Below are 15,579 nucleotides of genomic sequence, written 5' to 3' on the forward strand. Positions count from 1 at the left end.
ATCTCCCCTCCCGCCTCGCCCAAGAAAACGTCGATCCCCGCATCCCATGGCTTTACAACTTCAAACTTGACTTTCGCTTTCGCTAACCGTAGAGTCAAATTTTCTCCCCCTTATAAATCCTTGAAGAATGGGAGAGGTTAGGTGAGGGTTGATATTAGTGAACTTATAATCCCCTCACCCTAATCCTCTCCCAGAGGGCGAGGGAATTTTAAGACACATTCTTAATAAGACTTGGTATTATCCCTCGATTTTTTTCGGGCCAGCGCATCATATCCTTGACAAAAACGAGGCTTCTTATAATATTTAAACCGTTATTTCGAATGGATGAGCAGGAGTAGCTCAGTTGGTAGAGCTTCTCGTTGCCAACGAGAAGGTCGCGAGTTCGAGTCTCGTCTCCTGCTCCAGAAAATTCTCCCCGGACCGAAAAGTCCGGGGTTTTTTTATTGTATCGAAGATGGCGGGGGGAATCAGTTTTTTGCCGATAACAATTTGGCTAAAACGATCGACAAATGTTCGATGCTTACAGGCTTCATCTCGACATCCCGTATTCCGGCCGCTGCGGCGGATTCGGAAGTAACTCGTTCGTCATAGCCGGTATAAAGAAGGATTGGAATATCCGGACGCCGATGCAGAATTTCTTGGGCGAGTTGCATCCCCGTCATGCGGGGCATGGTTTGATCGGTCATTACCAGAGCGAATTTCATCGGATCGAGAAGGAAGGCTTCTAACGCTTCTTTTCCATCCGCGCATACCACCGAACGATATCCCAGCGTTTCCAGCATTTTTCTTCCCAAATCTCGCAAATATTCCTCGTCGTCGGAGAATAGAATCCATTCCCCGTTCCCCATTTGCAGAGAAGTGTTTTCTTTTTGTTTTTTTTCAGCATCATTACAGACGGGGAGATAAACGTAAAAGGTAGTCCCTTGACCGAGGACGCTATCCAATTGGATTCCCCCATTATGATTTTTCACGATCCCCAGCACGACGGATAACCCCAGGCCAGTTCCTTCGCTTTTATCCTTCGTCGTAAAGAAAGGATCGAAGATTCGATCCCGGATAAGGGGATCGATGCCATGCCCGTTGTCTTTAACCGTAAGGCAAACGTATTTTCCCGGCGGCAAATCCGAGAGCGGGAGCGGTATGTTTTCTTGAATTTCCCGGTCGATTAAGGAAACTTCAAGAAGATTTCCTTGATCGCGCATAGCGTGAGCCGCATTCATACATAAATTCATCAGTATTTGATGAATTTGATTCAAATCCCCCATGACCATCGAATCGCTGTCGATATTTTGTTTGATTTCGATCGTCGTAGGCAAGGTCGATCGCAACAGCTTCAATCCTTCCTTGATCGTCAAGTCGATGGGAAACGGATGTTTATCCATATCGTGTTTCCGGCTGAAAGCTAGAATCTGTCCGATCAGATTTTTGGCTCTCTCGGAAGCCTTCAACACAATGCTCAAGTATTCCAGAACCAATTCCGGATCGTGGTTGGAACTATAGGCCAAATGGGTATATCCCATTATAGCGGTGAGGATATTGTTAAAATCGTGCGCGATGCCGCCGGAAAGGGTTCCGAGGGCTTCCAATTTCTGCGCCTGAAGCAGTTGTTTCTCCATTTGCCGTTTTTCCGTAATGTCGAAGGCGTAATGCAGGAACAAATCCTCGGATACGGGAATCCAGTGAACATCCCAAATCGCGCCATGATGTTCCACTTCCCGCTGCTGAGGTGGGCCGCAAGTCCTTTTTTCAACAGCAAGACACCAGGGACAGGGATCGTCCCGTTTGATCCAAGTATTGAAGCATTGCGTCCCCAGAACGGCGCCGGCTTCCATTCCCTTGCGATTCGCCGCGACAATTTTGCGGGTAATCGGATGGATAAGTAACGCCGCGCAGGGCATGCTGTCCATAAAAATTTTGTTGAGGCGAATCTGTTCTTGCAGCGCCGCTTCGGCCCGCTTGCGTTCGGTGATGTCCCGCAAAAATACTACAAACCTCCCGCCTTCAGCGGGCTGGAATTGGGCGCTGATTTCAACGTCGAAAATGCTCCCATCCTTGCGGCGGTGTTGGGATTCGAAACGTTCCTCGCTCTGCGCCATGATCTTCTGGATGCGCGAAGCTGTAACGTCGATGGTTTCAAGAACATCCAGATCGTTTATACGCATAGCCAGCAGTTCCTGCGCGCTATAGCCGCTCATTCGGCAATAGGTCTCGTTGACTTCCAGCAGACGCCCCTGCAAATCCACTACCCAGAAGCCGTCCATGGCCTTCCGGAGGACTGTCCGGCGCCATTCTTCGCTTTTGCGCAACGCTTCCTCCGCTTGTTTGCGTCCGGCCAACGTTTGGGCTAGTTTTATGTTGCTGTAACTCTGCGTTGAAATCAGGTTGGCCAGCTGGGCGTAAAAGGTCATGACGTTATTGACGGTTTCGCGGCTCCAACGAGGTACGCGATCAAGGGCGGCAATGTACTCTTCTTCATCGAATCCATATCGTCTGGCTTGGCCGCGAAAAGCGATATAATCCGGCGTTTCATCATCGAATAAAAACTGACCCAAAAAGATATTGCCAACATGCTTGCCGCCGATAACGATCGGCGTCGCCAAATCCCACATGTTGTTTTTGCACTTGTATAATTGGAATGCGCCGGGTTTGATGCCGCTGGAGAGCTCCAAGTCGCTTTCCACGCAATACTTGTTCGTTTCGGCGTGGATGCGATGAAACTTAGTGCAGATATCCTGCCATCCAGTAGCGACCAGCACTTTGCCATAAAGATCGATGATGCCGATGCCGATATGCGTTATACGGAAAAAACTGTTCATTATGGCCTGGATTGCCGGAACATTGATGATATCCGACAACTCCAACGCTCCCATATCTCCTTCCGGCGATAGGATAACGTCTATATTCGCTCGAACCCGCCCCTCGCTTTCCCGCAGCGCCTCCTTAGCCCGTTTGCGCTCGGCGATCTCTCTGTTAACGCCAATAAATCCAATCCGTTGCCCTTTGTTATTCAAGATGGGTTGAATTTTGATTTCCACCCAAACCAAAGACCCGTCTTTTCGTTTTTGCTGAATCTCCAGGTAATCGATTTTATTTATCCGTCCTTGGGCTTCGGCTTCCAAATATCTAGCATAAGCCTCTTGCACGAGCTGGTGCGATTCGGGCGTCATGGTCTCTTCGAAGGTTTGCATTATCGCTTCTTCGGGTTCGTAGCCGCGTAGATAGCGTATCGAAGGGCTGATGTATGTAAAGCGAAAATCGTTATCGATCGTCCAGATCACATCCTGGACGTTCTCGGAGAGAAAACGGTATTTGCGCTCGCTCTCCAGCAACTCGCGCGTTCGTTCCTCCACGATCTCATCCATACGAGCGTTTAATGCGCGCAGATTGTCCTCGGCTTTTTTCATTCGCAGCAGGACTCTGATTTTGGCCGCAAGTTCGACGCCGCCGTTAGGATTGGCGATGAAATCGTCGGCGCCCGCCTCCAAACATTGCGCAAAGAATTCCGGCGAACTTATATGATCCGTAAGGAGCGCGATGGGAATATGGGCGGTTCTCTCATCGGCTTTCAATCTCCGGCACATCTCCAATCCGTCTATGCGAGGCGATCGAACATCAAGGATAACGCCATCCACATCCCTTTCGGAGGCTAAGGCCAAACCTTCTTCTGTGGACGCCGCTGTCAGGAGACGATATTCGGGAAAGTATTTTGCCGCCAATTCGCTCAGTAGGGAAATCGTATCCGGTTTATCTTCGACGGTTAGCAAAATATTACTTTGCATGATCCCGCTATTCCTTTAACAATGTATTCCTCAATCCCATTCAAATTTCCTATTACATTGATTTTACAACCTATGGGTATATGCTGAATTTGGATTTATGCGGAATAACTCCATGCGTAGCTGCAAAAAAAAGATGCCGAAATCCCCGCAAACGCTTTCCATTATGAGTCTTATTTGCGGTGTGGTTTTATCTTCTTTTATTATAATTGACCATCTCGCGAAGGAAGGGATAAAATTTATATCGATTATTGCGACGAATGAAATACTGCTTGCCATATCTCCATTGGCTTGGATTTACTAATTCCACAAGAGGCTTTAATTCCATTATATCAGGTAAAATGTTCAGCGCCAAAATCGCTCAAAACAGCGCTTGAAAAAATATTCTTTCCCCTCCAGAATGCCGATTGTTGTGAGAACGCTATCCTTTCGAAATTAACGGGTCAATCGAAAATGAAAAAAGGCGCAGGGTTGATTTTATTCTTTTCCGTCTTGACTCTAGCCATGGCCAACGCAACGGCTTCGGAAAACAACGACGGATGGATCGGCCTGTTCAACGGCGAGAATCTCGACGGTTGGAAAGCGGTGGAGAATCCCTCTTCCATTTCCGTGCGGGATGGGATGATCGTAGGCGACGGTCCCCGCGCCCATCTCTTCTATATCGGGCCGGTTGCGAACCTTGATTTCAAGAATTTCATTTTCCGGGCGGAAGTGTTGACGGTAACGGGAACCAATTCCGGCGTCTTTTTCCATACGAAATACGAGGAAAGTTCATCGCCCAGCCAAGGCTACGAAGCGCAAATCAACAACTCCATGCCGCGCGAGAAGGTCAAGACGGGCAGCCTTTATCAAGTGAAGAACCTTTACGAGACCAGCGTGAAAGACAACCAATGGTTTACGCTGGAGATCATGGTCCAAGGCAAGCGCATCGTAGTGAAAGTGGACGATAAAACGTTGATGGATTTCACGGAGCCGCCGGATCACATGCCGCCGAAAAGCCATCCCGGACGATTTCTCTCCAGCGGAACCTTTGCCCTGCAAAATCACGATCCCAAGAGCCGGGTGTATTTCAGAAATATCCGAGTCAAAATTCTGCCCGATTAATCCCAATCACTACTGAATTTGTCGCTTTTAAATTCCTCTCCCATGATTGGGAGAGGTTAGGTGAGGGTTGATATCTTTAGACATATTATCCCCTCACCCTTGCCCTCTCCCAGAGGGAGAGGGAATTATAAGCAACAATTTTAATAGGGTTTAGTATAATCCCGAATCGTTTCTTTCTCCAAACCGTATCGCTCCACAATAGCGGACTCCACATCGGCGAGCTCGCCGGAAAAGGGGCCGGGAGTTTCCATTTTCAAGGAGGTCAGCGCCGCCGACAGCAGACAGGAGGCTTTTGGAGAATGATGCATCCGCCAATAGCAATACGTACTGAAGCAGGTATCGCCTCTGCCGGTTCTGCCGGTTAGGTTTTTTGAAGTGAAGGGAAAGAAATAGATATGTTCTTCCGCGAGAACCAAAACGCCGGGCGAACTAGTAACCATCACTTCCTGCGCGCCCCAGCTATGCAATAGACGCGCCGCTTTCTCGGCGTCTTTCTCGCCGGTGAGAATTTCCGCTTCGGCGGCATCCGTTTTCAAGTAGGTTACGAGAGGAAGAATTTCCCGCTTGCGATCCCAATCCTTAAAAACCATCGGTCCGTTTTCGTTGACGCGCAGAAAACCTTGAGCGTCAGTCGCGATCTTACCGCGCTGCGCCAATTGCGCGATTAACTCTTCCTGAAATTCGCCTTTCATCAATCCGCCCAAATAATAAATATCCGCTTCGACATCGTCGGGAATGTCGGCGATGACGAATGGATCGGCGGCGCCGAGGGCTTCGCATTTTCGCTTGTCGCGGTCGGGCGTGAAATAAGTATTGCGGATGGAAGTGGATTGGCGGGAGTTTCTATAGATATAAGGGACGTCATGCTTCGAAAAAATTTCCAAGGCGGATTGGTCGTTTTGATTTAATTTCGTCAAAGCCAGAAGATTGGCGCCGATCCGCTTGGCCGTTACGGACGAATAGACTACGGCGCCGCCGATCGACAATTCGCGGCTGTCCGGGGTTATATTTTCGTCTTTGGATATATGTCCTAATATCAGCATGTCGTAATGTTTAGTCATAATTGTTTTCTCGATTCGCTTTGCCTTCGTCAGTCTTTGGCTTTCACTTTCCAGAGCATGGAGGATAACGCTACGGCGAGGATGGCCGCACCCAGCCAAAAAAGAAAGGCGGAATGGAAATTATGGACGGTTTGGCCATCGACGATGGTTTTGCCCGCTTTGATTAAATCGCCGCTTATCCATTCCTGAATCGCCGCGCCCAGGTAACTAAAGACGCCGACCAATCCCATCGCGGCCCCCGCCGCCCGTTTGGAGCAGATATCTACGGCCATGAGTCCGCCGAGAAAAACCAGCAATCCGCCCAGGCCGAAGCCGAATAACGAAACGCCCAAGACATGAAGATAATGGAATTTCGTCCCCACATGCAGCTGAACGCCTGTATCGATAATGTTGTAGTCCGTTAGTCCCAGCGTCCATCCCTGGCAATGAATGATCCAGTATTTTTGCTCTTGTTCGTTAGAATCCTTATAGGTTCCGGATGTTGTATAAGCGTTGACGGGCAAAGCGATATTATTTTCTTTTAATTCTTGCGCCACTTCGTTGGTAATCGCTCCGTCTTGCAAATAACTGGAATAGGAACGATCAAGTTTGAAGAGAAGCGTCGATGGGGCGGCGAATAGGATAAGCAATCCAGCGATTTCTATTAGTCCATAAAACAACGCGACAATGTTGCGCCGCGAATGAAAGAAAAAGTCTGAAATGAAACCCGAAGATACGGCTCCGCCGGTCTCGATCATCTTGGCCCAGCCTAAGAGCGAACCCGCCGCAATGATCGAATAGGCCTTGTCTTCCTGCAGGTACATCACTCCCCAACTGCTGACGCCGTAACGCGCCACGTACATGCAGGCGCTGCTGAGTCCGAGAATCCACACGGCGGGATTCAGCAGCACTTCTTTTTGCGCTTGCCAAGTCGATAGCGCCGCGCCTGGGCTGGCGCTGGGATGATCGTTTTTGTAATCGGCGACGGTGGGAAGTCCATAGGTTCGGGGACGGTCGGCTAGAAATACCGCCATGAGGAGAGCTATGGCGAGCGTTGCGCCGCCCGCGCTCCAAAAACCCCAGCGCCAGCCGAAATAGGAGATGACGACCGCCGTCATGACGAACGTAATCCCTTCGCCGATGCTGTGCGCCGCGCTCCATAATCCGTATCGCGTTCCGCATTCGCGGTTGCTGAACCATTGAGACATGACGACCACGCTGGGCGCGCAGCCCATCGATTGGAACCAACCGTTTAAAAACCACAATACGACAAAGACGATGAATACGTCGGAGAAGCCGAAGAAAATGTTAATAATAGCGGATAGCAGCAAACCGGTCGTCATGAACTTGCGCATGTTGCAGTGATCGGCGATAAAGCCGTTGATCAGTTTGCCGAAAGCGTAACTGAGCCATATAGCGGTTCCAATCTTGCCCAATTGCGCGGCGTCGAGAATGCCGCTATCGATTAAAGGCTTTTTAGCGACGCTGATGCTTAGGCGGGCGACGTAATAAAAACTATAACCGATAATAATAGCAAGAAAGACCTGCCACCGCTTGCGTTCGAAAATTTTACGAATTTGATTTTGATCTTCCAGCAGAGGCTTATCGGGGCCTGTCCGGTAAAAATGGGCGACGTAGTTAAATAGATTCATTCCGCCTTGGCTCCATCATCGCAGATCGTTCTTCCAGCTATTTGATCGGCGTCCAATTATACAACCCTTAATTCGCTTACGATTCAGGTTTTCAAAGTATCAGAACCTTCGGGAAATGGCAAGAAATAGGTTGAGAAAAAATGGGGGGTGGGAATATCATAGTAAAAATGAGAAGCGGCGGCGAAAAAAAATTTTTTTTCGCCGCCGTTGGGATTTCAATCTATTTATATCGTATTTTTTATAAAGCCCGCATAAAAGCGACGATATCCTTCTTTTCCTGATCGCTTAGTTTCAACTGTTGGATGATATTGAAAAATTCCACCGTGTCTTCCAACGTCATCAGCCGTCCGTCGTGCATATAGGGCGGCGAATCTTTGATTCCGCGCAGCGGGAATGTTTTGATGGGGCCGTCGGAAGAAGCCATTCTGCCGTTAATCAAGCGCGGCTTATAGAAGCGCTCGGTCTTGAGATTGTGCATAAGGTTGTCTGTGTAATACGGCGCGGGATGGCAAATGGCGCACTTGGCTTTTCCGAAGAACAGTTCCTGTCCGTTCATCTCGGATTTCGTCGCTTGGCTTGGATCGAGTTTGCCGAAGATATCAAGTTTCGGCGCGGGGGGGAAATCCAATAGAGCCAGAAATTCCGCCATGAAATGAACCTGGCTGCCTCGTTCGAGAACATTGACTCCCTTTTTCGTGGCAATGACGGGATCTCCATCGAAATAGGCGGCCCGCTGTTCGAACTCCGCGAAATCCTCGACCGTCTTCAAAGCGCGCTGCGAACCGAAGAGGCGCTGAATGTTTACGCCCCGCAAGGTGGGCGTATCGAGGCGGTGGCGAAATTCTTGGGGACGAATGTCGCCGACCAGGTGCGTCGTTCCGTTCGAGTGGCCGTTCACGTGGCAATCGAAGCAGGTAACGCCTCGGCTGGGACGTTCGGAACGGCGGTCGTCCGTCATGTTGAACTGCTGTTGCGCCGTGGGCAGCAATAAGAGGCGCAGACCTTCCAATTGCTTAGGATTCAATATGCCGTTGAATAGTTCGAAATAATTGTCGATAGACAAAACTTTTCCTTGCGAAACGTCGCCCAAATCCGGCCGCGTCGTCAGGTAGATGGCGGGAGGAAAATCCGGCAAAAATTGATCGGGAATATCGAAATCCAAATCGTATCGAGTCAGGTCGCGCTGTTCCTGTTTAAGCATTTCTTCGATATGAAATTTCGGAAAGACCATGCCGCCTTCGGGATGATTGGGATGGGGAAGCGGCAGGAATCCTTGAGGAAACAGTTCCTTATCCCGAATCTCGTCCGGACTCATGGAAGCCAGCTTTTTCCAGGTCATTCCCTCAGGAAGATTTACCCGTACGCCGGTCTGGATAGGTTTTCCCCGCGACATGGTCAAGCCGTCTTCCGTCTGGTCGCTCAGGTCGTAGCGTTCGTGGAGCAAATCCAATTGCCGTTTCATAATTTCCGGCTTCGCCGCTTTCATCCGGCTTATGACGGATTGAATATCTTCTTTCATCACCACCGGCGAATAGCTGGTTTTGGGGGCGTCATTCGCTAAGGTCCAATTCGCGATTCCTAACGATAGAGCTAACAGGCCTATAGCAAGAGAAAAAAGCAGAACGCGATTTTTTTTCATGAGTATTCATCCTTTCTCAGTTTTTTCTTTTAAGCGACTCTCTTGTCGTGATGGACGCATTCCCAAATACTTTCTCTCTCCCTCCTTTCTTTCGAGGATTGACGCGCAGCGCATCGATGCAATAATAATTCCTATCAAATAATTATTCTTATTTCTATTGCGCATTCTCCCCCTTCTTGCTTTCGAGGTAGAAAATAAGATCGGAGAATTACATAAGATGAAATCCTATTTAAGAATTATTCTTATTAAGAATACTAAAAAAAACGGATTTTGTAAAGAGGGAATTTCAGGAATAGGTTACTTTTTCGCCGTTTTCAGGCAGTCGCGGCAGATTCCCCATAACTCCACCGTTTTCGATTGGATGACGCCGTATTCTTCCGTTTCCTGGGGAAGATGGAATCGATCGAAATCCGGCCAGTAAAAATCGCAGACCTTTTTGCATTGGACGCAGATGAAATGGTGATGAGTGTTCGTATTGGGATCGAAGCGGCTGCGGTCGTCCAAAGGATGGACGCGGGATATGATTTTGCATTGTTCGAAGAGGGCGAGCGTACGATAGACCGTATCCAGAGAAATCGTCGGGATTCGAATCTTGACGCGATTATAGATATCCTCCGCCGAGGGATGATCGGCGGCGGGGGCGATCTCGCGGAAAATTTCCAATCGTTGATGCGTAACTTTAATTCCGCAATTTCGGCAGGAGGCGGCGAACTTTTCCAATTGTTCTTTCGGAAGGCGGATTCGCGATTTTTTCAAAATAGCATCGTCTTTCATGCCGCAGAAAAAGAATTAGGAAATCTATGCGGGCGTTTATTTCTTTCGATTGTACTTTTTAAAGATAGGCTAATCCACTGTTCATGGGTAGTCTAATCTTTATTTTATCCAGAAAAATCGGATTCGGAAAATCATAGAGAGAATTTTACTTTGCCGTTCGTCTTGCCTTGTTCGTCCGTTACGCGAAAATAGAATCCCCAATCTTTTTCCTCATTGCATATTTTAAGAAGCACGGGAGTGGTTCCCGCTTTTAATGTAACCGGAATCGCCCAATTATCGAGTATCGCCAAACTGTCGGGCGGCTTTACGAAAACAAGATCGCCGCCGATCCACATTTTCATCGCATCGTTGACGCCTACGCGAATCTGGACGGAAGTTTCAGCGTCAACGGTAAGATAGCCAAGGGCATAGGCGCATACCCATTGATTGGTTTTGAAATGCGATTTCAAATCGACGGCGCCGCAGAGATCATCGCAGTTCCAAATTTCCCAGGCGGCCTCTCCATCCGCTCCCACCACCTTTGCTTTCAAATCGATCTCCTTTTCGGGTGGATAAACGGCGTCGAATCCTTTTCCTTCTTTATTTTCGAAGGGGCCGATAAGATTCCACTCCGTTTGCACGCCGAATAAGGAACGGATATCGGGATCCGCTTCGCCCCGCCAACGTTCGATTTGCAGACGCTGGATGGTTTGCGAAATGAAATCGTCCGAAGCTCGTTGTTTGTCTCTCTGTTCCACTTGAATCGTGCGAAATTGAAAATTGGGACCCGCCAGACAAAGAAGCGCAGAGATTCCCAACCGATCCGTCCTATCGCTAACGTCTCCCTCCCGGATGCGCAAGGCATTCTTCAACAAAAGATCGTCATCGGGAATAAGCCGTTGCCGCAAAACTTGGATATATTCATTGAGATTGGGGACGTAGGCGATCTTGTATTGGTTCGAATCGGGCTGGCTGGCGAGTTGGGCGTTATTATCCGGCAGATAATCGACGGCGTGCGGATAAATCCAGATATAACGCCTTCCCGCCGCCAATAGCCCGGCAAATTGGGAGCGGAACTCGTCGGGAGTGAATTGGGCCGCTTGCAGTTCCGGACGTTGGGAGGGAACCTCTTTGCCTATTGGCCAGCCAGCGGGACCTACCGAACAGCGGCGGCGCCAGTAGTCCCAGGCTTTAGGGGAAACAAGGCGCTTAATCTGTCGATGCAACGTTTGCGCGTGCAGCAGGATGCTGTTGGGATTGTCTCGCAGATAAGTCCATTCCGTAAAAAGATGGACGCCGCCGGAAGCGTCGCGCCGCGCCGCCTCTTCGATCCATGCTTTCAGAATATCGACGATGATTTCATGATCCCCGCCGGGGAAAGTGATAAATTCCATATCGGGAAAAGCATCGAGCATGTCCGACATAGAATCCCGCATTCTCTGCCGAACCTTTTCGATCAAATCCTTGCGGTTGTAGCGATCGTAAGAATACCCCGCCCAGTTGTAATTATATTGCTCGCCGACATATTCGGTATCGACCGCCACTCCCCGAAATCCGGCTTGTTTGGCGAAGATAGCGGCTTGTTTGAGGCGATCGCGATAAATATCCCAAGCGGGATCGTTAAACCAATCGGGAAGTTTTTGATAATAAGCGACTTTGAGAAAATTGCTGTCCAGCCCCTTTTGGCGGCAATTATCGTTTACCCGCTTCCAGGTTTGCAGGAGTTCATCCTGTTCGCCGATGGTATAGGGCTTGCCATCCCGCGCCCAAACGTCGTCGGACCAATCGTTTTGGATGCCTCCAGCGATGATGCCGTTAAAACCGATCCGAACGTACTCGGCGGCGTTTTTCTCCAGACTTTCGGGATCAATGGTCCAAAAGAGAAGCGTTTTGGGTATGGGAAACTCTTCCGAGGAGCGATAGGAGCCTTTCCAGGGGATTTTTCCGGGTTCCTCGACTAATGGATTGATGACGATCGGCGACTGCGCAGCAAATATCCATAAAGAGCATAGAATTAATCCTGGATTCATAATCGCGCTCCTTCTCAATAACACGTCAAATGGAGGATATAGGCATAAGCCTCATAAATTCCATTACGTTAGTTCTAATTTTCTTTCCGCTTTGATAAGTATGCAGAGAAATAGAACTCATGTCTATCTTGTTGAATGGGTGATAGGGATAAGCAGGTAGAAAGTAGGATGGGTCGCGTTTTTTGACCCATCGATATTTAAGGAATGGATTAATTGATGGGTCAAACGGCATGACCCATCCTACGGTTTTAAACGGTTTCATAAGAGGAATAAAAAATGATTCGAATTGCGCATCCATTCATGAATCCGTATAGATAAAAAAAATTTACTGATGCGCTAAAGTTTTTGGTTTTCCTGCCGATAATAAAATTGGGCAGAAGCGTCTGTTGACAATTTTGGAGTGAGATGAAGCGAATCGGCTTTCGTATTTTGAAATTTAACTTAGCCGCTTCCTTTGCTTATCTCCCATAGGGCCTATGTGGCGTCGTTGAAAGGAGACAGCAATGATTGATGGCGTGAATCCGAATTTGGCCATGCCGCCTGCGACCGCTGCGGCGAAAGTGAAAAGTAGTACATCTCAACCAGCCCCAGTTCCGGCGGATGAGAACGTTCCTCCTCCTCCTTCCCCCAAAAAGGTGGACAGCGTCAATGTTTCCGCTGAAGCGCAAAGCGTTTCTACGCGAAGCGAAGAAGCGGCGGAATCTCAACAACAAGAATCGACAGAATCGGAGTCCAAAGGTGCGAGCAAACTGAATTTAATCGCTTAACTCCAAACCTGTTTTTTCCCTAATTGAAGATCGCTCATGGAACTTTCCCCCATGAGCGTTTTTTTTCGTAAAAATGAAAAATACAAAGGCATAAACTCGCATTTCCGGGATTTATAATTCCGTAAACTGATTATAATGAAGAGGTTGCCTTTTCGAAAACGCAATGCAACAAAATAAGGATTAAACAGTTATATTCGTAGAGAAGATGATGGCGAATTATTTCTTGTTTCCTTTCGTATTGAGTTTATAAACGAATGGAGGATGGATCGTGAATCGGCGGATTAGAAAATTTATCGGCCTTCTATGGCTTCTAAACATAATCAGTCCTATTCTTTGCGCCTCGGAAATGGCGGAATCGGCCTCCGCCGTTTATACCGATCCTCCGAGTAAAGAATACATGACAAAATGGATGATCGCCGGTCCCTTTCCCTTCGAATCAGGCGCGAATGCGCCCGCAGATTGGCGCATAGAACCGTTCGGCAAAGCCTTCGGCTTCGATTTCTTAACGCAGCAGGGAGGAGAATCGTCTATCCGGCCGCAGGAAGGCATGATCCAAATTTGGAAGGAGAAAGAATACCCATGGAAATTCTATCGGAGCGGCGATGAGGATATCGATCTGGTAAAGGTTTTCGGCGAAACGGAAAACGCCGTCGCTTACGCTTATGCGGAAATTAAGATGACGCAGCCGATGAAAATTTATTTCGCCGTTGGTAGCGACGATGCCGTAAAGATATGGCTGAACGGCGTTGTGATCCACGAAAACCTGACCAACCGTCCATTGACTCTCGACGAAGACTTGGTTTCGGCGGAATGGAAGGAAGGGAATAACTATCTCCTGCTGAAAATCGTCAATGGGATTAGAGAATGGGGATTTAGTTGCCGTCCTTTTGTCGAAGAAGATATTCCCCTCGAAAGGCTTATTTCCCGCGATCTGTCCCGCAATCCCCGTTTGTTTTCCGGTTTGATGGCGTTGGGAGCAATCGTCATTGGTTTAATCGTTTTCGCACTCGTAATCTTTCGCATCGAACGCCGATACGATTGACGGCATGACAGATCATCGAAAGAGTCGCGTCTTCTTAATTCATCATTCATCATTCATCATTCATCATTCATCATTCATCATTCATCATTCATCATTCATCATTCATCACTCATCATTTCCTACTGCATTGAGTATAATGTCCCATCGCGTGGGTTTGGCGATTCCCATTTTTTGGCTTGATAGGAGTTGATTATGAGGCTTCATTTTCTCGGCGCCGCTGGCGGCGTTACTGGTTCCATGCACCTGTTGGAAGCGAACGGAAAGCGCATTCTGATGGACTGCGGCTTCTATCAGGGACGGCGCGAGGAATCCAACCGGCTCAACCGCAATCTGCCTTTTGCGCCGGGAAATATCGACGTAATGGTCTTGTCGCACGCGCATATCGACCATAGCGGCAACATTCCCCTCCTCAGCCGGGGCTATAACGGCAATATCATATCCACGATGGCTACGCACGATCTCTGCGCCGCGATGCTGGCGGACAGCGCTCACATCCAGGAAAAGGACGCCGAGTTTTTCAACAAGAAAATCGCTTCCCATCCCGATCAGCATATCGCCCCCATTTATGGCTTTCCGGACGTGGAAAAAGGTCTAAAGCAATTCATCGCCATCAATTACGAGCGTCCTTTTCCGCTCTCCGACGGCGTTACGCTTACGTTCTACGACGCCGGGCACGTCTTAGGCTCCGCCATCGTGGTTTTGGATATCGAAGAGAATGGAACTAAGCGGCGGCTGGTCTACAGCGGCGATATCGGGCGCAAGAATTTACCCATTCTGCGCGATCCCACGCTGATCGATAACGCCGAGATCGTTCTCATGGAAAGCACCTATGGCAACCGGATGCACGATCCCATCGAAGTGGCGGACGAAAAGCTGGCGGACGCCGTCCACGCCGTCTATCAACGCAAAGGCAAGTTGATTATCCCCTCCTTTGCGCTCGAACGCGCCCAGGAAATTCTCTATAGTTTCAGTACGTTATTCAAACGCAAGCGCATCCCCCGCCTTCCCGTCTATGTGGACAGCCCATTAACCTTGAAGGTAACGGAAATTTTCCGCCTGCATCCCGAATGCTTCGACGAAGATCTGCGTTCGCTTTTCAATCGTAAAGAGGATCCGTTCGATTTTCCCGATTTGGAGATGGTGCGCAGCAAGGAGGATTCGCAAGCATTGAACGAAGCGTCGGGGCCGATGGTTATCATTTCCGCGTCGGGAATGTGCGAAGCGGGGCGCATTCTCCATCACTTGCGCAACAACATCGGCGATCCCAACAATATGATATTGATCGTAGGCTTTCAGGCCGAACATACGCTGGGCCGCAAGATCGTCGAACGCCAACCAACCGTGCGCATCTTCGGCATGGAGCACGCCCTGGAAGCCGAAGTGCGCGTCATCAACGCCTACAGCGGCCATGCGGACCGGGAGGGGCTTGACGCTTTCGCCTTGGCGTCCAAGAAAACCATGAAGAAACTATTCCTGATCCACGGCGAGGCGGATCAAAGCCAGGCGATGGCGGAACGGTTGCGGGGAAAGGGATTGCCTGATGTTCACGTTCCCAAACGGGGCGAATTTGTCGATTTATAAGAAGGTTAAGTTTGGAGTAATAATGATAAGGGGGATAAGAGAGCGGACATCATAGCAATCGTTTCCCGATCGATTCGATATGTTCGGTAAAAGGATTGGGAGGCGTTAGTGGAACCAAATCGATAGGAATAAGAAATTCATCCTCCAACTTAGCGCCATAAGCGAAAAAGTCCCATCCGGGAATATCGCAAGCAA

Annotated in this window: 10 protein-coding genes and 1 tRNA gene; 5 read left to right on the forward strand and 6 right to left on the reverse strand. The window is 49.0% G+C overall.

The genetic code is table 11. The features are described 5' to 3' along the window. The first annotated feature begins 328 nt into the window (after positions 1-328). Positions 329-404: transfer RNA gene (locus tag AB1656_22520), tRNA-Gly, on the forward strand. Between the two features lie 63 nt (positions 405-467). Here AB1656_22520 and AB1656_22525 read toward each other — a convergent pair. Next, positions 468-3,779, reverse strand: coding sequence for a PocR ligand-binding domain-containing protein (locus AB1656_22525; GenBank protein MEW6238174.1), 3,312 nt, complete (start codon positions 3,777-3,779; stop codon positions 468-470). A gap of 450 nt (positions 3,780-4,229) precedes the next feature. Between AB1656_22525 and AB1656_22530 the strand changes: the two genes are divergently transcribed. After that, a complete protein-coding gene (locus AB1656_22530; GenBank protein ID MEW6238175.1) occupies positions 4,230-4,880 on the forward strand; it encodes a DUF1080 domain-containing protein in 651 nt (216 codons plus the stop codon). Positions 4,881-5,020: 140 nt separating this feature from the next. Here the strand turns inward: AB1656_22530 and AB1656_22535 are convergent, their stop codons facing one another. From AB1656_22535 to AB1656_22555, 5 genes are all read right to left on the reverse strand, one after another. Beyond that, positions 5,021-5,941 (reverse strand): PfkB family carbohydrate kinase, encoded by a 921-nt coding sequence (locus AB1656_22535; GenBank protein ID MEW6238176.1) that lies wholly within the window; start codon positions 5,939-5,941, stop codon positions 5,021-5,023. A 29-nt stretch (positions 5,942-5,970) separates the two neighbouring features. After that, positions 5,971-7,572 carry an MFS transporter gene (locus AB1656_22540; GenBank protein ID MEW6238177.1) on the reverse strand — a complete coding sequence of 534 codons (1,602 nt, stop codon included), beginning with the start codon at positions 7,570-7,572 and terminating at the stop codon, positions 5,971-5,973. Between the two features lie 238 nt (positions 7,573-7,810). Continuing rightward, the gene (locus tag AB1656_22545; GenBank protein MEW6238178.1) at positions 7,811-9,211 is read right to left on the reverse strand and encodes a cytochrome B6; all 1,401 of its coding nucleotides are present in this window, start codon (positions 9,209-9,211) and stop codon (positions 7,811-7,813) included. A gap of 297 nt (positions 9,212-9,508) precedes the next feature. Next, positions 9,509-9,967: a transcriptional repressor gene (locus tag AB1656_22550; protein ID MEW6238179.1), complete on the reverse strand. Its 459-nt coding sequence runs from the start codon at positions 9,965-9,967 to the stop codon at positions 9,509-9,511. 149 nt (positions 9,968-10,116) lie between these two features. Next, a complete protein-coding gene (locus tag AB1656_22555; GenBank protein MEW6238180.1) occupies positions 10,117-11,994 on the reverse strand; it encodes a hypothetical protein in 1,878 nt (625 codons plus the stop codon). Between the two features lie 503 nt (positions 11,995-12,497). Here AB1656_22555 and AB1656_22560 point away from each other — a divergent pair. The 3 genes from AB1656_22560 (at position 12,498) to AB1656_22570 (ending at position 15,384) form a co-directional block, all read left to right on the forward strand. Continuing rightward, positions 12,498-12,761, forward strand: coding sequence for a hypothetical protein (locus tag AB1656_22560; protein MEW6238181.1), 264 nt, complete (start codon positions 12,498-12,500; stop codon positions 12,759-12,761). Positions 12,762-13,029: 268 nt separating this feature from the next. Continuing rightward, positions 13,030-13,803, forward strand: coding sequence for a hypothetical protein (locus AB1656_22565; GenBank protein ID MEW6238182.1), 774 nt, complete (start codon positions 13,030-13,032; stop codon positions 13,801-13,803). A 192-nt stretch (positions 13,804-13,995) separates the two neighbouring features. Next, on the forward strand, positions 13,996-15,384 hold the full coding sequence (locus tag AB1656_22570; GenBank protein ID MEW6238183.1) for an MBL fold metallo-hydrolase: 1,389 nt from the start codon (positions 13,996-13,998) through the stop codon (positions 15,382-15,384). The last annotated feature ends 195 nt before the right edge of the window (positions 15,385-15,579 follow it).

Source organism: Candidatus Omnitrophota bacterium (assembly GCA_040755155.1).
GTDB lineage: Bacteria > Hinthialibacterota > Hinthialibacteria > Hinthialibacterales > Hinthialibacteraceae > JBFMBP01.